Genomic DNA, 19919 nt, shown 5'->3' with positions numbered 1-19919 from the left:
GGACGCCAATGTCCCACCGATACCTTCGCTTCAACCCAGGAGTTCACAATGCCCGCATCGAAGGCGCATCACCGGCTGGTCCTGAAAAGGACAGCTGCCACGTTGGTACTCGCTCTTCTTGCAGCATTGCTTCCCGCATTTGCACCCCTGGGAGTCCTCCAGTCCGCCTACGCCGCGGACCCTTGCGCGCCGCTGCTCAATCCCATTGCGTGCGAGAATTCGAAGCCGGGCAGCCCGTCCTCGGAATGGGACATCGACGGAGCCGGTGACAGCACCCTGCAGGGCTTTTCGACGGACATCAGCGTCAACGCGGGCCAACCGCTGCAGTTCAAAATCGATACAACCGCCAGCAACTACACCATCGCGATCTACCGGACGGGGTGGTACCAGGGACTTGGTGCCCGGAAGGTCGCCGATGTGGTTCCCTCCGCGCTCCGGCAGGCCCAGCCGCAATGTACTTCGGACGTGGCCACCGGACTTTACGACTGCGGCACGTGGGCCGTCTCCGCCACGTGGCAGGTCCCGTCCACAGCCGTCTCCGGCATCTACCTTGCAGTCCTCAACCGTCCCGACACCGGCGGCCGGAGCCACATCACCTTCATCGTCCGCAACGACAGCAGCCAGGCCCCTGTAGTCTTCCAGACCTCCGACCCGACCTGGCAGGCCTACAACACCTACGGCGGTTCCGATTTCTATGAAGGCGGCAGCAACGGGCGCGCCTACAAGATCAGCTACAACCGGCCCGTCGCCACCCGCAGCGGTCCCGATGGACGTGACTTCTACTTCAGCAATGAGTACCCCCTGGTCAGGTTCCTCGAAAAGAACGGCTATGACGTCTCCTACATCAGCGGCGTGGACACTGACCGGAACGGTTCGCTGCTGCTCAACCACAAAGTGTTCCTGTCCGTGGGCCACGACGAGTACTGGTCCGGCGCCCAGCGCGCCAATGTCGAGAAAGCGCGCGATGCCGGAGTGAATATGCAGTTCCTGTCCGGCAATGAAGCCTACTGGCGCACCAGATATGAACCATCGAAAACGGACGGGGCGGCGTACCGCACCCTGGTCTCCTACAAGGAAACCTGGTCGAACGCCAAAATCGACCCGAGCACTGAATGGACGGGAACGTGGCGCGATCCCCGCTATGCCGCACCCGCCAATGGCGGCGGACGGCCGGAGAACGGCCTGACAGGCACGATGTACATGTCCAACTTCACGGACCTGCCGGTCACGGTGAGCGCAGCGGAGGGGAAGTCCCGTCTGTGGCGCAACACGTCCCTTGCGTCGCTCCCCGTGGGAGGCTCCGCCCAACTTGCGCCCCACACAGTGGGCTACGAATCGGACGAAGATCTGGACAACGGTTTCAGGCCGGCAGGACTGGTCAGGCTCTCCACCACTACCGGGGCCGTGGACCAGTACCTGCAGGACTTCGGCAATACCGTGAAGCCCGGCACAACAACCCATAACGTCACGCTGTACAAGGCCGCCAGCGGGGCCTTGGTGTTCTCTGCAGGCAGCGTGCAGTGGACCTGGGGGCTCGACCAGCAACATGACGGCCCCGGCGCGGCTCCTGATCCCCGGATGCAGCAGGCGCAGGTCAACCTTCTGGCGGACATGGGAGCCCAACCCGCCACTCTTGACGCGGCATTGACGGCTGCGAGCGCCAGCACCGACACAGCAGGACCGACGGTGTCCATCACCTCCCCCGCAGACGGCACCACCATCGCGCACGGATCGTCCGTGACGGTATCCGGAACCGCCACCGACACCGGGGGCATCGTGGCCGGCGTCGAGGTGTCAACGGACGGCGGCAACACCTGGCACCCTGCCCAGGGAAAGCAGAACTGGACGTACACCTACATCCAGAAGGGCCTGTCCACCGCCAGCGTCCGGGTCCGGGCAATCGACGACAGCGCGAACGCCGGAACCGCGGCTACCCGGAGTATTTCGCTTAGCGGCCCGTACACCGTCTTCGGGCAGCAAGTCCCCGCGGTGGACGACGGCCAGGACGGCGGAGCCTACGAACTCGGCATGAAGTTCACCCCCACCACCGACGGTTTCATTACCGGCGTGCGCTTCTACAAGAGCACATCCAACACCGGAACCCATGTCGGTTCGCTGTGGAGCCCTGACGGACAGCGGCTTGCCAGCGCTACTTTCGCTTCCGAGACCGCAACCGGCTGGCAAAAGGTTCTCTTCACCCAGCCTGTGGCTGTCACCGCAGGGACGACCTACACCGTCTCCTACACCGATCCGAAAGGACATTACGCGGTCAAGGACTACCAGTGGGCGTACTTCGGCTTCAGCGATCCGCCCATGACGGTGGCGGGAGGATTCGGAAGCCCGGCGGCAGGCGTCTACGGCAGCCCTGATACGTATCCGTCCGCCTCGTACGGCAACGGAAACTACTTCGTGGACGCAGTCTTCGACACCACGGACAACACCCCCCTGACGGCTTCGGGACAGTGGCCGTTGCCGGGATCCTCAAGCGTTCCCCAGTCGACCACCGTGGGCGCTGTATTCTCCAAGCCCGTGACGGCCTCCAGCGTGCAGCTCAACCTCACGGCCGCGAACGGTACCCAGGTGGCCGGAACAACGGTGTACGACTCCGTGAGCCGCAAGGCGACCTTTACGCCGTCCTCCCCGTTGGCGCTGGCGACGACGTACACCGCCGTACTCTCGGCGACTGCTTCCACGGGCGGCACCCTGACGGCGGGAGGGACGTGGTCGTTTACCACAGTCGTCTCTCCACCGACCCCCGGCACCTGCCCATGCAGCTTCTACGACGACTCGGTCCAGCCCGGCATCCCGGAGGTCAAGGACGGGACGCCGCTGACCCTGGGCATACGCTTCTCCAGCACCGCTGACGGCACTGTGACCGGCGTGCGCTTCTACAAGTCGGCAGGCAACACCGGAACCCACACCGGAACGCTCTTCTCGGGGTCGGGCACCGCCCTGGCGACGGTCACGTTTGCGAATGAGTCAACCTCGGGATGGCAGACGGCCTACTTCAACCAGCCTGTGGCAATGACCGCAAACACCGAATACATCATGGCGTACAAGAGCACCACCGGCACGTATTCGGCCACTGTCAACGGCTTTGGTTCCGGCCTCTCGTCGGGCAACCTCCGGGCGGTGTCCGACGCCGGAGCCTACTCCTACACCAGCGATTTCCCGGCCAACCGCTCGACAACGAGTTACCTGGTGGACGTCGTGGTCCAATATCCGGATCCGCCGTTCACCGCGACCGGCCAAACGCCGCTTCCCGGCTCGTCAAGTGTTCCCCTCAACACCCTGGTATCGGCGACGTTCTCCAAGCCGGCCACAGCCTCAACGGTTGCCCTGGTCCTTACCGGGCCTGATGGTGCGGGAGTGCCAGGGGCCACGGCTTTCGACTCCACGGCCGGAAAGGTGACCTTCACACCGTCCGTTCCCCTGAACCCGTCCTCAACCTACACGGCAACCGTCACTGCCACGTCCAGCACAGGGCAGCAGCTCAGCGCCGGCGGCAGCTGGACCTTCACCACGGTTCCTCCGCCACGGGTCGAAGGCACGTGCCCCTGCACGCTCTACCAGGACACGGTGACGCCCACTACCCTCGAGGTCAAAGACGGTGTCCCGCTGTCACTGGGAGTGCGGTTCGCCAGCTCCGCCAGTGGCAACATCACCGGAATCAGGTTCTACAAAGCCGCTGGAAACACCGGAACGCACACGGGAACGCTGTTCACCGCGGCAGGGCAGCAACTGGCCAGCGTCACGTTCTCCGGGGAATCCACCGCCGGGTGGCAAACGGCAACCTTCAGCCAACCAGTGGCCATAGCCGCAGACACTGAATACATAGCCGCCTACAAGTCCCTCACCGGCACCTACTCCTACACCCAGGGCGGGTTCTCCACCGGCTTCACCAGTGGCCCGTTGCGCACCACGCAGGGCTCGGGCGGATACTCGTACAGCAGTGATTTCCCCGGCAACTCGTCCAGCAACAGCTACCTTGTGGACGTGGTCTTCACAAGCACAGCCACAGCGTCGCTGACGGTCAGCTCCCTCTCACCCGCAGCTAACGCAACGGGGGTGGCGGTGGACACCAAACCCGCACTGACGTTGTCAGCGGCGGTACAGCCGGGCTCGGCCTTGCTGCTTTCCACCGGAGGAACCAGCATTACGGGCAGTTCCGCCCTGTCGGCCGACGGGCGGACCATCACTTTCAGCCCCGCGCAACTCCTGCCGGCGGGCGCTGCCATCACGGCAAGCGCCAGTAACGTGGTTTCCACGAGCGGCGCCGTCCTCGCGCCCACCTCCTGGCAGTTCACCACCGCGAGCCCCCCGCCACCCAGCCAGACGCTCTTCTCCAGCATGCAGCCGCAGGTTGCGACGTCTACGGAGACCCGGGCCATCGATCTGGGTACTGCGTTCCGGACCACGGCGCCCGGGACTGTTACTGCCTTGCGCTTTTACAAGGGGCCAAACAATACCGGAGTCCATACGGGCGCCCTGTGGGACCCGTCCGGCGTCAAGGTGGCGGGGGTGACCTACGCGAACGAGACAGCGAGCGGATGGCAGACAGCCGTCCTCTCAACGGCCGTCAGGCTCACGGTGGGGTCCACGTATGTGGTGTCCTACAACGCCCCAGCGGGCAAGTACTCGTACACCAGCAACTTCTTTACCAAAGACTGGACCAGCGGGGTGCTCGTGGCTCCAGCCGCAAAAAACGGTCTCTTCAGGTATGGGACGGGAACGGCTGTGCCCAACCGGACATCGTCCGGCACCAACTACTTTGTCGACGTTGTCTTCGCGCCGGATCCGGCCTGAACGTCCGCCGCGAATCAGCGGACAACGGAGGGTGACCACGCATGTTCGATGAACAGCACAGGATTGGCGGCCGGGTCCACGCCGATCTGCCAGATATCGCTGTCGCCCGCCTCATCGGACCGCGGAAGTCCATAAAGCAGGGTGGCGTTGTCGAGCCACTCCACCTGGTCATCAACACTCGCTGTCTCCCGAAGAACGGTCTCCCTGCCGCTGGCCAGGTCAAGGACAGCGATATTCCAGTGGGGATCGAGCGGGCCGGCGGCATTCTTCTTGTAGGCCACGCGTGTTCCGTCCGGAGAGATGGAGGGGCACTCCGCTCCGTCGTAGACAGCAGTGAGGGTGCGTTCCGAAACGCTGCCCTTGACCAACCAGATCCGGCCGCTGGATGCAGCCGTGGCATAAAAGGCATCCGGTTGGCCGGGGACGAACGTCACCCCCCAGATGTTGCGGTCGTTGGCCATGACCTTTTCTCCGTTCACCACCAGGGCAAACTCCTCCAGGCTGCCCGATTCACTGCCGGCCCCGAGCGGGGTGATCGAAGTTTCGGTTGAAAAACCTGCGCCGGCGTAGGAATGGCCTGTGACGAAGACTGTGGTGGCGACCGAGTTTCCCGTGCTGTCAATCCTGGCCCGGCTGGGTATGCCGCGCAGCGCCCAACTGCGTTGTTGCTGCCAATTCCTGTCGTACAGGGAAGCCTCAAAACGGGTAACGAGGCCCCGCTGGGTGCGCAGGCAGATGACTGCGTTCCTGGTTCCATAGGTCCGGTCGCAGTCCACGCCGCTGACCGCACGGGCGCCGGCCGGATCGGACAAGGAAACCGTGGCGGCCTGACCGTAGGCCTGGCCCGAGGCCGTGTTGCGGAAGAGGACGAACGGTTCCGCGGGCAACGGAGACCCTCCCGCGGAGACGTCGGATTCGGAGGCCGCCGCCTGGCTTTCCTGGAAACGCTGGACGGCTTGGAAGGCGAAGAAACCGGCTCCCGCAAGGGCCATGGCAGCGACAAGCAGCATTACGGCCCACCGGCCTTTGTCACCGGTGGGCCTGGCACGAAGGATCATGCATGCACCTTAGCTGCTTTGGCGCGGCCAAGGAGCAGCGGCGAGGCCAGCATTGCGAGGGCCAGCAGGCAACCCACGAGGATCAGCGCTGCGGTGGGCCCCACCGCGAACCACAGGACACCGAATCCGGCCGAAGCAACCAACCGGCTCACCGCCACAACCGTCTGGGCTGCACCTATTCCTGTGGCCAGACGCTCCGGAGAAACCAGTTGGCTTGCCAATGCAGTCAGGACCCCGTCAGTCGCCGCGTAAAAGATGCCGAGGAGGACCAGGCACCCTGCAACTGCTCCTGCGCCCGTGAAAGGGAGGGCAGCCAGCAGGTAGCAGGCCAACAGGGCAAGGTGGCCGGCGACGAACACCTTGGTCCGTCCCCAGCGGTCGGCGAGCCTCCCGAGCGGGATGGCCAGCGCCAGGAAGACGGCGTTCGTGCCCACGTACAGCATGGGAAACCATTGCAGTTCGAAGGCATTGCGGTCCTGGAGTGCCAGGTAGATGAATCCGTCACCGACCGTTAGCAGGCCAAAAAGTCCCGCGGTGATCAGGAGGCGGCCGAGTCCGCTGCGGTGCAGCGTCCTCCACCGGATGATGGGTGCAGGACCCGCCTTTTTGCTTCCGAACGCGGTGCGCACTTTTAGGGTCGGCAGGTCCGGGACAAATAGCGCCAGTGCCGCCACACCAATCACGGCAAAGGCCAGGGAAACCACAAAGACGGTGGAATATCCGGACGGTATGAGAAGCAGGATGCCGGCGGCAAGCAGGGGACCGAGCGCCGCGCCGACTGTGTCGAGCATGCGGTGGACGCCGAAATGCCGTGCAAGGTGCTCAGGCTGCGCGTTGACTGTGATCAGGGCGTCCCGCGGCGCGGTCCTGATTCCCTTGCCGATCCTGTCCGCGGTGATAGTGCCGGTGAGGCTCCAGAATCCCCCGGCAAAAAGCAATGCCAACCTCGCCATGGCGGACAGGCCGTAACCGGCCAGTGCAACATATTTGGGCCGGCCGGCGCGGTCCGAATACCATCCGGCCGCCATCCGGACCAGGGAACCCGCGCCCTGGTTGATACCGTCCAGGACACCGAACGCGATCACCGAGAGGCCCAGGTAACCTGTGAGGTACAGGGGAAGAACCGCCGCCACTGACTCCGAGGAGACGTCGGTAAACAGGCTGACGATACCGAGCCACACGATGGTCGGGGCGAACCTGAAGGGAACAGCAGTGCGTGCCTGTTCTGTCCCGCCTTGGCCGCCGTTACGGTCAGAGACGGAAATATACATGCTTACTTACCCGCACTGGTGTGGAATCTTCCGAGCAGGCTGAAGCGGGTGGCGCCGGTTCCCGTGCTTGTGGCGGAAACAGTTATCTGGTCCTTGCCCCGGACAAGATTTATGGCAGCCCCGCCCTGGCCGGCCTGGGCAGCTTCGCTTCGGAATCCAGTCTTGAACAGGCTCTGTTGGAAGTGGGCAAGGGCCTGGTCGATAGTCAACGGAGTGATGCCTTCCGCTGTGAACTCCACGGCACCCTCCCCCGGACTTACGGCGGTGAAGACCGGCACGGTCCTGTCCGGAAAGGAAACAATGTTGGACGGAAAGCCCCGGACTAACGAATTCCTCGCCGACGCCGCCGCCGGAAGCGGGGCCCGCACCAGCGGGGCCGGAGCGGCGGGCAGCGGAAGGGCGCGCGGCGGGGCCTGGACGGGTGGCAGAACTTCCAGCGGCCGTTTCCCTTGCCCGGAACCGGATGCAGCAGGCAGGGACGCCTGCGGCTGGCTGAGCGCGGTAACACCTCCGGTTTCCGTGGACGCCAGCATTACTGCCGACGTCTTCAGGGGTTCAGCCGTGGCCTGGTTCAGCACCAGGGCAACGCCGGCCAGCGCGACGGCTGCACCCGCCCCTGTAAGACACAAACGTTTCAGGACCGTCATGAGGGCCACCTTGTGCTGGTGAATGGAACCGCGGGCTTCATCACCCCAGTGTTCCAGCGGATTCCACATTCAGGAACCGCAGAATCCGCAGAGTCCCGCCGTTTCGGCAGGCCAAGTTACCAGCGGCCGTTGCGTGGCCGTGGCTGGCAGACCGGGCAGGTGTGGGACGACCGGTTCATGAACTGGTCCCGCCGAATGATCGCGTTGATCCCCGCTGCGGCACACCGCTTGCACGGCTCGCCCTGGCGGCCATAGGCGTTGAGGGACCGGTTAAAGTAGCCTGAGGCGCCGTTGACGTTGACGTACAGCGAGTCGAAGCTGGTTCCTCCTGCGGCGAGGGCATCGAGCATCACCTCCCGGGCGCTGTCCAGGACGCGCCGCGCCTCGCTGCGGCGAAGGGTGTCGGTGGGCCGGGCGAAATGCAGGCGGGCCCGCCACAGGGCTTCGTCGGCGTAGATGTTGCCAATGCCGGACACCAGCCCCTGGTCCAACAGTGCCCGCTTCAAGCCCGTTTTGCGCTTGCGGAGGCGTTGGTAGAAGAGGTCGAAGGAAAAGGACGGGTCCAGGGGGTCGCGCGCGATGTGGGCAGCTTCCGCGGCGATCAGCGGAAGGGGGGACTCTGCCAGGCCGCCGGGGCCGTCGTCGTCCGTGGGTACTAAAGCGGTAACGAACAGGCCGCCGAAGATCCGCTGGTCCACGAACCGCAGCTGGTCCGGCATGCCCTCCCGTGGACTCAGGCGGAGGCGGACCTTGAGGTGCTTTTCATCGGGGACGTCCGGATCCTGCATCAGGAGTTGCCCGCTCATCCCCAGATGTGCCATGAGCGCGACTTCCGGTACCGGTGCGGTCCCAGGATTTTCCGGTGCAGCGAGGCCGTCCGTCAGCGGCATCCAGAGGAACTTGCCGCGGCGCACGACGTCGGACACCGTTGCACCCTCGAGGTTGCCGGCAAAGTCCCCGGGCCCAAGGGCATGGCGCCGGACGGAGCGCGGATCCAGGACGTCGACAGCATTGATGGTCCGGCCGCGGACCCAGCTCACCAGGCCGCGGCGCACCACTTCGACCTCGGGCAGTTCAGGCATGGAACACTACGTGGCGGTCACGGAGCCCGCGGACGTGCCGGCTGCACTCCGTGTCTCGGCGCCCGAAAGTACACGCCAGGCGTCGGCCGCGGCTTCCTGCTCCGCTTCCTTCTTGGAATGCCCGGAGCCCTTGCCGTAGGCCGTTCCACCGATGTTCAGCACAGCGGTGAAGGTGCGGGCATGGTCCGGGCCGGAGCCATCCACTGCGTAATGGATGCTGCCCAGCTGCCGGCTGGCCGCGAGTTCCTGGATGCTGGTCTTCCAGTCGGTGCCGGCGCCCAGGACGGCGGCATCCTTCAGCAGCGGTCCGATCAGCCGCATGACCAGCTGCCGCGCGGTCTCGATGTCGTTGGAGACGTAGGTTGCCCCGATCAGGGCCTCCATGGTGTCCGCGAGGATGGATGCCTTGTTTTTGCCGTGGGTAAGTTTCTCGCCCTGGCCCAGGTAAATGTACTCACCAATGCCCAGGCTGCGTCCGATGCCCGCAAGGGCACGGGTGCTGACGACGGCGGACCGGCGCTTGGCGAGTTCGCCTTCGGGCAGGTCCGGGTTGTCCCGGTACAGGGCATCAGTGACGGAAAAGCCCAGGATGGAGTCGCCCAGGAACTCGAGGCGCTCGTTGGTGGGGATACCGCCGTTCTCGTACGCGTACGAGCGGTGGGTAAGCGCAAGACGAAGCGTCCCGGCGTCAATAGAGACACCGAGACGCTTCAGAAGCTCTTCAGTTGAAGACATCAGTCAGCCTGTTGGGGCCGATTAGACGTCAGCGACCTTGCGGCCCTTGTACTCAAGGAACAGCGCGGTGCCAGCAGAGTCGGTAACGACCTTTGCCTGGTGCGGCAGGCTGTAGGTGACCTGGCCGTTCTCAACGGTCTTCACCAGGTGGGGGGCGGTCGCCTTCCACTGCGAGCGGCGGGCGCGGGTATTCGAGCGAGACATTTTCCGCTTGGGAACAGCCACGGCTAACTCATTTCTCTCTAGACAAACACGTACAAATCAATTTTGCCGGTCAGGCTTAGCCATATCAGCTAGGGCAGCCCAGCGAGGATCCAGGACCTCGTGGTGGTGCCCCGGCTCGTCTTCCAGGCGAACTCCACATTCGGAGCAAAGGCCCTGGCAGTCTTCCCGGCACACCGGCTGGAACGGCAGATTGGTGACAACCGCGTCCCGCAACACCGGTTCAAGATCGATTACATCGTGCTCGACTCGACGTTGCTCTTCATCTTCTTCTCCATCCGAGAGCTCAGTGCCCTCGTAGAAGAAAAGTTCTTGCACATTGACCTCAAGGTCATACGCAAGGGGATCCAGGCATCGGCCGCACTCGCCGGTTACTTCGGCGATAACGGTTCCTGATACCAGAATTCCTTCGTGTACGGCCTCCAGCCTCAGGTCGAGCTCGACATCCGAGCCTTCCTGAACACCAATGAGCGCCACACCAAGATCACCCGGTGCGGGTACATGTTCCTTCAGTGTCCGCATGCTTCCCGGGCTGCGCCCGAGGTCCTTGACGTCGAACGCCAAGGGCGAACCAGCATCTCTGTTAATGAGAACTCCTGTTGAACATATGACCGACGTACCATCTTAGCCTGAAGAGCCATGGTGACTCAAACCGGCAGCGGGCAGCGCCGAAGTACCGATCCAGCCTACCGCTTTGGCTGCTGATCCGGCGAAGGCTCGCCGGAAACCATGCGCCGGTGCACCGACCGGGGCACATAGTCCGAGACGCTGCCGCCCAGGACAGCCACCTCCTTGATCAGGGTGGAGGACAGATGGACGTAGCTGGCCTCTGCCGGGAGGAAGACCGTCTCCACCCCGCTCAACTGCCGGTTCATGGTGGCCATGGGAAGCTCGTAGTCAAAGTCCGACGACGACCGCAGTCCTTTGACAATGGCGGAGACACCACGCTGGCGGCAGTACTCCGCCAGGAGCCCCTCACCCACCGGTTCCACCACGATTCCTTTAAGCGACGCCAGGGTCTCGCGCGCCATCTCCAGCCGCTCTTCCAGGCTGAACATGTACTTTTTCGCATAGTTGGTGGAGATGGCCACAATGACCTCGTCGAAAAGACCGGCAGCCCGTGCAATGACTTCGAGATGGCCGTTGTGGATGGGGTCGAAGGATCCGGGGCACACAGCGCGTCTCATGCTCCGAACCTACCTCATGGAAAGGCCGGGATACCATGACTGGATGCATCGAGCACGGGAACTTTCCACACCCCTGGCACCTGCTCCGTGGCAGCGCACCGCGCTCGGAGCAAACCTCCTGGCGCCGGACGGCGGACTCGGAGTCACCATCTTCGAAGAGATGACCACCTTGGCCGTCCAGACGGGGGCCATCAACCTGGGACAGGGCTTCCCCGATGAGGACGGGCCGGCGGAAATCAGGGAGGCGGCGCGGGCCGCCATTGCGGCCGGTGCCAACCAGTACGCACCGGGCAAGGGCCTTCCGGAACTCCGGGAGGCGGTGGCCGCGCACCAGGAGCGCTTTTACGGGCTGGCGCCGGACCCGGCAACGGAAGTCATCATCACTACCGGGGCTACCGAGGGCATCGCCGCCTCCTTGCTGGCGTTCGCCGGGCCGGGCGATGAAGTCCTCACGTTTGAACCGTTCTACGACTCCTACGGCGCGGTGATTGGACTCTCCGGAGCCACCCACACCACTGTCCCCCTGGCGGCCCCGGACTTCATGCCGGACCTGGCGGCGCTGGAGGCAGCCTTCAACGAACGGACGCGGGTGGTGCTGCTGAACAACCCGCACAATCCCACGGGAGCCGTTTTTCCGCCGGCAATCCTGCAGCGGGTGGTGGATCTTGCGGCCAGGCACGGCAGCATGATCATCACCGACGAGGTGTACGAGCACCTCACCTTCGACGTGAGCCATACCCCCGTGGCCACTCTTCCGGGCGCCGCTGACCGGACCATCACCATTTCCTCCGCCGGCAAGACGTTTTCCCTCACCGGCTGGAAGATCGGCTGGCTGAGCGGCCCCGGGGAACTGGTCGCGGCGGTCCGGACGGTAAAGCAGTTCCTCACCTACAGTTCCGGCACCCCCTTCCAGGCAGCGATCGCCCGGGGACTGGCCCTGCCGGATGGCTTCTACACCGGCATCGCCTCTGCTTTGGAGCAGAAGCGGGACATTCTCAGCGCGGGGCTCCGGGCTGCCGGCTTTGACGTCTTTTCTCCGCAGGGAACCTACTTCGTCAATGTGGATACAGCCCCGCTGGGCATCACGGACGCGCTGGACCTGGCCCGGCGCCTGCCGGCACTGGTGGGGGTCGCCGCCATCCCTGTTCCGGTCTTCTGCCACCCGGAAGGCGCGGAACGGACACGAAGCCTGCTCCGCTTTGCCTTCTGCAAGAGGACCGAAGTCCTGGAGGAGGCCGCCGAGCGGCTGGCAACCCTGCGCGGCAGGCTCTGATGTCCGGCCGCGGCGGCAGTGGCGCCAGCCGCTTCCTGCGGACCACCGGCCAGCACGCCACGATCGAACCCGACGCCTTTACCGATGGCGGTTACGTCCTGCGCATCGGCGGCGCCGAACAGTCACACGTCAACCTTGACCGGCCGGAAGACATCTTCTACGAGTACCTGCGCCGGATCGGGCACCTGGTGGATCTGGCGGCACCGGCCGGGGAACCGATCAGGGCGCTCCACCTGGGGGCAGGGGCTCTGACGCTGGCGCGGTACATCCAGGCGACCCGTCCGGGCTCGACCCAGTACGCGGTGGAGCTGGAACGTGAACTGCTGGACTTTGTCCTGCGGCACCTTCCGATGCCCGAGGGGACAAACCTGACCACCGTCATCGGCGATGCCCGCGAAGCACTCGGTGCGCTTGACCCGCGCCTCACGTTCGACGTCGTGATCCTGGACATCTTCTCCGGCCCGGAGGCACCGGCGCACATCGCCAACAGCGGTTTTTACCGCGAGGCCGGGGAGCGCCTGGGCCCGGAAGGGCTCCTGATCGTGAATGTGGGTGACGAGCCGGCGCTCACGCTCGTCAGGAGCCAGGTGGCGGCGATGCGCGGGGCCATGGCCGATGTGGGCGCCGTTGCCGAGGCCGGCATGTTCCAGGGCAGGTATCCGGGAAACATCATCCTTGCGGGGACCCAGGGCCCCTGGCCGGAATCGTGGACAGCTGAGCTGACATCGCGGGGCCCCCACCCCGCAAGTGTCCTGGCCGGAGTGGACCTGGACCCTTTCTCGGCCTAGGCGCCCGGGGACTCAGCCCCGTCAGCGTCAGCCAGGTCACCGTCAGCCAAGTCACCGGGGGCGATGGCGTCGGGAACAAACGGCTCCGCGAACCACAGCCTGGTCTCCCCGTATTTCTTTTCGGCGAACCTGGTCATCCCCTCGGGCCAGCCCGGTTCCGGTGACCGCGAGGAGCGTTCCACCACCACCACGGCTCCGGGGCCCAGGTGGACCGCGAGCTTCTGCAGCACCGCCGACAGCGTGCCGTCCTCCAGCGGATACGGCGGGTCCAGGAACACCAGGTCCCAGGCAGCCGTTGCCGCCGCGCGGTCAAGGAACGGCTCCACCTTGGAGCGGTGGACGGTTACGGTTTTCTGGCCCAGCACTCCATTGATGAGGTCAGCGTTGCGCTGGCACACGGCGCTGGCCTTGGCGTCCGACTCGACCAGGTCCACCGCCCGCGCTCCCCTGCTGCCGCTTTCCACGCCCAGGGCACCGGAACCGGCATAAAGATCCAGCACCCGGGCGCCGGCGATCACGTCGAAGGCATCGAGGCGGGAGAAGAGCGCTTCCTTGACCCGGTCCGTCGTAGGCCGGGTCAACGATCCTGGAACAGCTGCCAGCGGTGTGCCGCCGGCGGCCCCGGAGATGATCCGCGTCACGGCGCCCACCGCGATCCGGCGGCGCCCGGTGCGCCCTCGTTGCTAACCGCGTTCAAGGAACGCCTCCTTCTCGGGGTTGAGGTACTGCTCAATGGCATCGGCGAGGCCGGGGTGGCCGGCCAGCAGCGGGTCACCGCCGACGATTGCCTGGGCGTCGTCCCTGGCCCGGGCTATTACGTCTTCGTGTTCGAGGACCCGCAGCAGCTTCAGGGTGGACCGGCCGCCGGACTGGGAAGCACCAAGGATATCGCCCTCGCGCCGCAGCTTGAGGTCTTCCTGCGACAGGACGAACCCGTCAGTGGTTGCAGCCACGGCCTCCAGCCGCCTCCGACTGGGGTGGCCGGGTTCAAGGGCGGTGACCAACAGGCAGGTTCCGGGCAGCCCGCCGCGGCCCACCCGCCCGCGAAGCTGGTGCAGCTGGGAGATCCCGAACCTGTCGGCGTCCAGGATCACCATCAGGGTGGCGTTGTGCACATCCACCCCCACCTCGATCACGGTGGTGGAGACGAGCAGTTTGATGCGGTTGGCGGTGAACCCGGCCATGGTGTCCGTTTTCACCTCGGGGTCCTGGCGCCCGTGAAGGGGCGCCAGCGGAACCCCCGCCAGTGAGGGCTCAGCCAGCAGGTGGTCCACGACGGCGGTGACGGACGCCAGTTCCCTGGCCTCCTCCGCCTCCACCCCCGGTGGTGCGGCCTCCCCGGGGCTGAAGTCGCCGTCGTCGTCCGTTCCGATCTTGGGACAGACCACGTACACCTGGTGGCCGGCGTCGATCTCCTCCCGGGCGCGCGCCCAGATCCGTCCCGCCCAGGCGGGGTTCTCGGCGAGGCCCACGAGATGGGTGGTGATGGGGGCCCTGCCCTTGGGCAGTTCATCGAGGGTGGAGGTTTCGAGGTCACCGAACACGGTCATTGCCACGGTGCGCGGAATAGGGGTGGCGGTCATGACCAGCAGATGCGGCGGCTTCCGGGCCTTGGCCCGCAGGGCATCGCGCTGTTCCACTCCGAAGCGGTGCTGCTCGTCCACCACGATCAGGCCCAGGTCGTAGAACGAGACGTTGTCGCTGAGGAGCGCGTGGGTGCCGATGATGATCCCGGCCGTCCCTGAGGCCGCATCCAGCATGGCTTGCTTCCGTGCCGCCGTGGGCATGGACCCGGTCAACAGGGTGACCTGGACGGACGGCCCGTTGCCTCCGGCCAGGCCGCCCAGGAGTCCGTCGCTGGACAGCGGACCCAGCGTGCGGCGGATGGAGTCGTAATGCTGGGCTGCGAGCACTTCGGTGGGGGCCAGGAGCGCGGCCTGGCCGCCGGCGTCCACCACCTGGAGCATGGCCCGCAACGCCACGACGGTCTTTCCGGAGCCCACTTCGCCCTGGAGCAGCCGGTTCATCGGCGTGTCCTGCGCCAGCTCCCCGGCGAGGGTCCTGCCGACGGCGGCCTGGCCGGCCGTGAGGGTAAAGGGCAGCGCCTGGTCGAAGGCAGCCAGGATGCCTTCGCCGACAGGGCGCCGGGCGGTGGCTTCCTCCGCGGCGAGCTGGGCCCGGCGCCGGGCAAGCGCTGACTGCAGCACCAGGGCTTCCTGGTAACGGAACCGGTCGCGGGCACGCTTCCAGTCGGCGGCGGTTTCAGGCACGTGGATGAGTCGGTAGGCGTCGGCCACGGGCAGGAAGTTTTCCCTGGCCGCGACCAGCGGGGGCACCGGGTCCGGCACCGCGCCCAGGTCCGAGGTCTCAAGCAGCGTGGCGATCACCTTCTGGATCTTCCAGCTGGGCAGCTTGGCCGTGGCCGGATAGACCGGAATGGGCATGGCCGCAAGCTTTTCAGGGTCCTGGCCCCCATCGCTGAACGGATCCTCGTCCAGGAGCTGGAAGTCCGGGTTGGTGAGCCCAAGCTTCCCTTTGAAGCTGGTAACCCTGCCCGAAAACAGGGCGCGGCGTCCCTGCAGGAGTTCGTTTTTCGCCTTGAACCCGTTGAAGAAGCTGATTTTGAGGGTCCCCGGAACTTTTCCGGTGTAATCGCGGCCACCCACCAGACGAAGCCCCTGCTGCCCGTCGTCATCGGAAACGATGACGTCGGTGATGGTCCCGCGGCGTGCCTGCATATGCCGGGTGCTGCTGGACAGAACCCTGGCAATGAGGGTGACGTCCTCATCCAGCGGCAGCTCCGTGATGGGGGTCAGCTCACCGCGGCTCATGTAGCGGCGCGGGAAGTAGTTGAGGAGGCCCTGCACGGTGGTTATGCCGAGATGTTTCTCAATGACTGCCGCCGAACGCTTCCCGATCCGCCGCTCCAGGGCCAGTTCCAGCTCAGCGTTCATGCCCGCCGGTGTTCACCGCATCCGCATCAGGATCCCTGGGCAGCGCCAGTTCGCTGATGGTGATCTGGGAGGGCTCGCCCAGGGACCGGATGATTGCTGCAGCCGGAGCAGCGTCCGGCACGTGCACGTGGACCCGCCACCTGTAGTTCCCTTCCGCGTCCGGCCCGTTGCCAACCTGGCTCATGATCACGGACTCGCCAATCTCGTCCAGCCGCTGCCGGAGGGTTGCTGCGTTCAAGGGCGAAAGGCTGATGGTGCACATGACTTCCACGCCGTCGTCGTCCGGCATGGAGGTGTGGATGTGGGGATCGGAGACATCGTAGCCGTGCAGGCCGTCCAGGAGCTCGCCCTGCAGTTCCTGCCCCATGACGGCTGAGCGGAGGCAGTCGAGGATCAACAGCATCCCCACGCCGCCGGCATCCACCACCCGGGCAGACTGGAGTGCATCAAGCTGCTCCTCGGTGTGGATCACGGCAGCCAGGGCTCCCTCCACGGCTGCGTCCAGCGCCAGGCCCAGGGCGTGGTTGCTGTCATCGCCGTCCTGGCCGGCGTCGACGGCCCCAGCCGCACGGGCTGCCGCCTCCATCACCGAAAGCATGGTTCCCGGAACGGGATCACTCAGCGCAGACCAGGCGCGGATCTGGGCACGGTTCAGGGCTGCCGACAGGAGGGTGGACGTCAGCCGGGTGTGCCCGGCCAGTGGCTCGGCGGCTGCGCACAGGAAGACGGAAAAGAGGGTTCCGGAATTTCCCCTGGCCTCCTCCATGGCTGCCTGCCCGGCCTTGGAAAGAACTTCCCCGACGTCCACGGGGGCCGGCTGGTCCGCGTCCAGCACCAGCGACCGGGCGGCAGCGCGGACCGTGAGGTAGAGGTTGGTGCCGGTATCGCCGTCAGCGACCGGGAAGATGTTGATGGCGTTGAGCCGGTCGCTGTGGTTTCCCAGGGCAGTTTCAGCCTTGCCCAGCCACCTCTTCATCGCCAGCGCGTTGGCGGCAACCTTAGTGTGCAAAGTGATCCCATCCCCCGGTGTCCGCGGCCCGGCCAGCTATCAGGACACCCGGGCCTTCGTCGGTGCCGAGTGCATGTATCGAGCCTATCGCAGTGAATCCGGGTGGCAGCTGAACGCCGGCCGGGAATGTGGCCAGCAGCCCGTGGTCCTCCCCGCCGCCCAGGACCCACGGTGCGGCATCTGCTCCCAGCCGCGCCGCGGCGGGGCCCAGCAGGTCCGCCAACTGGGTAAGACGCGCTGGATCGAGGGCCACCGCGACATGGCTGGCCGTGGCCAGCCGCTTCCCGTCGCGCAGGAGTCCGTCCGAGATGTCCAGCATCGCCGTGGCACCTGCAGCGCGGGCTGCCGGGCCAGCTTCCAACGGCGGCCGCGGACGGCACTGCAGGTCGACAAAGGCCTGCTCTGCGGGGGTGAGGGAGTCCAGCGGCACGCCCGATTCGAGCAGGGCCAGGCCCGCCGCCGCGTGGCCGACGGTTCCGGCCAATGCGAGTATGTCTCCGGGCCGTGCGCCGGACCTGAGGACGGGCCGCCCGCCGTCAAGGGTTCCCAGGACCGCGGCGGTCACCGAAATTTCCCGGCCCCGGCCAAGGTCGCCACCCGCCACGGAACAGTGGACTGCCCCGAGTTCCCGGATTCCGGCCGTCAGCCCTTCCGCCAGGTCCTCCACCCAGCGGACCGGCGTGTCAACGGGAAGCGTGAGGCTGACCACGATGGACGTGGCATGCGCGCCCATGGCGTTGATGTCGCTAAGGTTCTGCGCCGCGGCCTTCCAGCCGACGTCGAAACCGGTGGTGCGGTAGCCGTTGGGCCACAGGAGCCGGAAATCCTGGTCCTGGACCTGCGTGTCGATGCTGATGACGGTCTTCCCGTCCGGAGCCGCGACGATGGCGGCATCATCCCCCGGGCCGAGGAGCGTGTTGGAGTGGTGGCCGCCCTCCATGTGCAGGCGCGGAAAGATCCGGGCCAGCAGGTCGGCTTCGGAAAGGCCGGCCACGGTGGGCTGGCGGTCAACGCGGTTACGGAGGTCTTCAGGCACGCCACTACGCTACCGCGCCGGGCCGACATTGTGTCCGGACGGGGACTGCGGCGGCGATAGGCTGGAAGCATGCACCATCCCCAGCTGCCCCTGTCCGCCCGCGCCGCCAGGACCGCGGCGGTTGGGGCCATTGCCGCCCTTTCACTGGCTGCCTGCTCCCCCGCCGTTGATGTCACCGCCGCCAAGGACGCCGCCAACCCGGCGTGTGCGCCCATGATGGTGGCCCTGCCGGATGCCATCGGCGATTCCAAACTGCGGAAGACCAACAGCCAGGCCACCGCGGCCTGGGGCGATCCGTCCCTTGTCATTCTCCGTTGCGGCGTGAACGTTCCGGGGCCGACGACCGACCGCTGCGTCACCGTCAACGGCATTGACTGGGTGATCAAGGAAGGCGACCCGGTGTGGACGCTGACCACCTACGGCAGGGAACCCGCCACGGAGGTCCTGATGGACCCTGACAAGATCAGCTCCGCGACAGTGCTGGCGGACTTGGCAGCAGCGGCCGGCAAGGTTCCGTCGTCCCGGAACTGCGTAGGCCAGGAGGATCTGCAGAACCTGCCCAAGAGCCAGTAACCTGCCGGTGGGCCCACGCCGGCAGGGTTCCCTGGCCGAAGCGGAGCGAGGTTAGGGTGCCGGTGGGTGGGCCCACGCCGGCAGGGTTCCCTGGCCGAAGCGGAGCGAGGTTAGGGTGCCGGTGGGGATCAGCGGAGTCCGGTGTTGCGGTTCAGTGCCAGGTAGATCAGTTCGTCGATGAGGTCGGCGTAGCCCAATCCTGTTGCCGCCCACATCTGGGGGTACATGCTCTTGGGCGTGAAGCCGGGCATGGTGTTGATCTCATTGATGATCAATTCGCCCTCGGGAGTGTAGAAGAAGTCCACCCTGCTGAGCCCCTCGGCCCCAACTGCGTCAAAGGCGGCGGCAGCCAGCTCACGGACCCGGGAAATGGCGTCCGCAGGCATGTCGGCCGGGCAGCTGAGGGCTGCGGCGTCATCCTCGACGTACTTGGCGTTGAAGTCGTAGAACTCGTGGGTGCCCCCGGCGACGGAGATTTCGCCGGGCATCGACGTCCGAGGCGCGTCCGTGCCCCGGCCCTCCAGGACCGCGCATTCGATTTCGCGTCCAACAATGCCGGCTTCGATCACGAGCTTGAGGTCGTGGCGGCGGGCTTCCTCGATGGCGGCGTCCAGCCCCTCGAGGGAGTCGACTTTCGAAATGCCCATCGAGGACCCGGCACGGGCCGGCTTGACGAAGACGGGGAACCCGAGGCGGTCCACCTGCTTACGCACGGCTTCGGGGTCCTTGCGCCACTGCCGGTCGGTCACCACGACATACGGGCCCACGTGCAGCCCGGCAGCTTCGAAGACCACCTTCATGTAGTGCTTGTCCATGCCGACGGCCGATGCCAGGACCCCGGCGCCGACGTAGCGCGTATCCGAGAGCTCGAGGAGACCCTGGATGGTGCCGTCCTCGCCGAACGGGCCGTGCAGCAGCGGGAAGACCACGTCAACGGCGCCCAGTTCCTGCGGAACCTGGTTGGGCGAGGCCACGATCAGCTGGTGTTCCCCGCCGATCTCGGCCAGGGTGACGGTCTCCGCCGACGGCACAACTTCCGGGAGCGATGATGCCGCGAGGGACCATTGGGCCGTTTCGGCGGGGGCGAGAACCCATTGGCCGGTCTTGGCGATCCCGATGGGGATGACCTCGTACTTGTCCTTGTTGATGGCACCCAGCACACCTGCCGCCGTAACGCAGCTCACGGCGTGCTCGCTGGAACGGCCGCCAAAAAGCACGGCAACGCGCGGCTTCCTGGTGGCGGCCGTTTGGCCTGTGGTGGGTTTGTCTTGGGACATG

At 65.9% G+C, this 19919-nt stretch carries 17 protein-coding genes; 4 read left to right on the top strand and 13 right to left on the bottom strand.

The genetic code is table 11. The annotated features are described in order from the left end of the window. The first annotated feature begins 48 nt into the window (after positions 1-48). Positions 49-4806: a DUF4082 domain-containing protein gene (locus tag MRBLMD1_RS05255; protein ID WP_364397929.1), complete on the top strand. Its 4758-nt coding sequence runs from the start codon at positions 49-51 to the stop codon at positions 4804-4806. Between the two features lie 14 nt (positions 4807-4820). On the opposite strand, the gene MRBLMD1_RS05250 is transcribed toward MRBLMD1_RS05255, so the two are convergent. From MRBLMD1_RS05250 to coaD, 8 genes are all read right to left on the bottom strand, one after another. Then, the gene (locus MRBLMD1_RS05250) at positions 4821-5864 is read right to left on the bottom strand and encodes a TolB family protein (RefSeq protein ID WP_364397927.1); all 1044 of its coding nucleotides are present in this window, start codon (positions 5862-5864) and stop codon (positions 4821-4823) included. Continuing rightward, positions 5861-7135, bottom strand: a complete 1275-nt coding sequence (locus MRBLMD1_RS05245) for an MFS transporter (RefSeq protein WP_364397926.1) — start codon at positions 7133-7135, stop codon at positions 5861-5863. The genes MRBLMD1_RS05250 and MRBLMD1_RS05245 overlap by 4 nt, the downstream gene beginning before the upstream one ends. 2 nt (positions 7136-7137) lie before the next feature. Then, positions 7138-7782 carry a hypothetical protein gene (locus tag MRBLMD1_RS05240; RefSeq protein ID WP_364397924.1) on the bottom strand — a complete coding sequence of 215 codons (645 nt, stop codon included), beginning with the start codon at positions 7780-7782 and terminating at the stop codon, positions 7138-7140. Positions 7783-7898: 116 nt separating this feature from the next. Beyond that, positions 7899-8864, bottom strand: coding sequence for a bifunctional DNA-formamidopyrimidine glycosylase/DNA-(apurinic or apyrimidinic site) lyase (gene mutM / locus MRBLMD1_RS05235; RefSeq protein WP_364397922.1), 966 nt, complete (start codon positions 8862-8864; stop codon positions 7899-7901). A gap of 6 nt (positions 8865-8870) precedes the next feature. Next, positions 8871-9599 (bottom strand): ribonuclease III, encoded by a 729-nt coding sequence (gene rnc, locus MRBLMD1_RS05230; RefSeq protein ID WP_224026410.1) that lies wholly within the window; start codon positions 9597-9599, stop codon positions 8871-8873. Between the two features lie 21 nt (positions 9600-9620). Beyond that, complete coding sequence (gene rpmF / locus MRBLMD1_RS05225; protein WP_009356569.1) at positions 9621-9824, bottom strand: 50S ribosomal protein L32; 204 nt, start codon at positions 9822-9824, stop codon at positions 9621-9623. A gap of 36 nt (positions 9825-9860) precedes the next feature. Further along, positions 9861-10385: a YceD family protein gene (locus MRBLMD1_RS05220; RefSeq protein ID WP_275181314.1), complete on the bottom strand. Its 525-nt coding sequence runs from the start codon at positions 10383-10385 to the stop codon at positions 9861-9863. Positions 10386-10507: 122 nt separating this feature from the next. Then, positions 10508-11008 (bottom strand): pantetheine-phosphate adenylyltransferase, encoded by a 501-nt coding sequence (coaD, locus tag MRBLMD1_RS05215; RefSeq protein WP_159631722.1) that lies wholly within the window; start codon positions 11006-11008, stop codon positions 10508-10510. A gap of 43 nt (positions 11009-11051) precedes the next feature. Between coaD and MRBLMD1_RS05210 the strand changes: the two genes are divergently transcribed. Both MRBLMD1_RS05210 and MRBLMD1_RS05205 read left to right on the top strand, forming a co-directional pair. After that, a complete protein-coding gene (locus tag MRBLMD1_RS05210; RefSeq protein WP_364397918.1) occupies positions 11052-12281 on the top strand; it encodes an aminotransferase class I/II-fold pyridoxal phosphate-dependent enzyme in 1230 nt (409 codons plus the stop codon). Further along, positions 12281-13069, top strand: coding sequence for a spermidine synthase (locus MRBLMD1_RS05205; RefSeq protein ID WP_364397916.1), 789 nt, complete (start codon positions 12281-12283; stop codon positions 13067-13069). The genes MRBLMD1_RS05210 and MRBLMD1_RS05205 overlap by 1 nt, the downstream gene beginning before the upstream one ends. On the opposite strand, the gene rsmD is transcribed toward MRBLMD1_RS05205, so the two are convergent. The 4 genes from rsmD to thiL are packed head-to-tail and all read right to left on the bottom strand — an operon-like array spanning position 13066 to position 18068. After that, positions 13066-13710, bottom strand: coding sequence for a 16S rRNA (guanine(966)-N(2))-methyltransferase RsmD (gene rsmD / locus MRBLMD1_RS05200; protein ID WP_275181311.1), 645 nt, complete (start codon positions 13708-13710; stop codon positions 13066-13068). The genes MRBLMD1_RS05205 and rsmD overlap by 4 nt on opposite strands. Before the next feature lie 42 nt (positions 13711-13752). Further along, the gene (locus tag MRBLMD1_RS05195; protein ID WP_364397914.1) at positions 13753-16023 is read right to left on the bottom strand and encodes an ATP-dependent DNA helicase RecG; all 2271 of its coding nucleotides are present in this window, start codon (positions 16021-16023) and stop codon (positions 13753-13755) included. Further along, positions 16013-16999 carry a DAK2 domain-containing protein gene (locus MRBLMD1_RS05190; protein ID WP_159635397.1) on the bottom strand — a complete coding sequence of 329 codons (987 nt, stop codon included), beginning with the start codon at positions 16997-16999 and terminating at the stop codon, positions 16013-16015. Before MRBLMD1_RS05190 ends, MRBLMD1_RS05195 begins: the two co-directional genes overlap by 11 nt. Before the next feature lie 22 nt (positions 17000-17021). After that, positions 17022-18068: a thiamine-phosphate kinase gene (gene thiL, locus MRBLMD1_RS05185; protein WP_364397912.1), complete on the bottom strand. Its 1047-nt coding sequence runs from the start codon at positions 18066-18068 to the stop codon at positions 17022-17024. 69 nt (positions 18069-18137) lie between these two features. Between thiL and MRBLMD1_RS05180 the strand changes: the two genes are divergently transcribed. Continuing rightward, positions 18138-18641: a DUF3515 domain-containing protein gene (locus MRBLMD1_RS05180; protein WP_159631717.1), complete on the top strand. Its 504-nt coding sequence runs from the start codon at positions 18138-18140 to the stop codon at positions 18639-18641. Between the two features lie 128 nt (positions 18642-18769). Here MRBLMD1_RS05180 and MRBLMD1_RS05175 read toward each other — a convergent pair whose 3' ends face one another. After that, positions 18770-19918 carry a D-alanine--D-alanine ligase family protein gene (locus tag MRBLMD1_RS05175; RefSeq protein ID WP_364397910.1) on the bottom strand — a complete coding sequence of 383 codons (1149 nt, stop codon included), beginning with the start codon at positions 19916-19918 and terminating at the stop codon, positions 18770-18772. Position 19919 lies beyond the last annotated feature (1 nt).

Origin of the sequence: Pseudarthrobacter sp. LMD1-1-1.1 (genome assembly GCF_040676255.1) — a bacterium.
Lineage (GTDB): Bacteria > Actinomycetota > Actinomycetes > Actinomycetales > Micrococcaceae > Arthrobacter.
The sequence above is the reverse complement of the archived record's forward strand: the minus strand, read 5'-3'. Positions and strand labels throughout refer to the sequence as shown.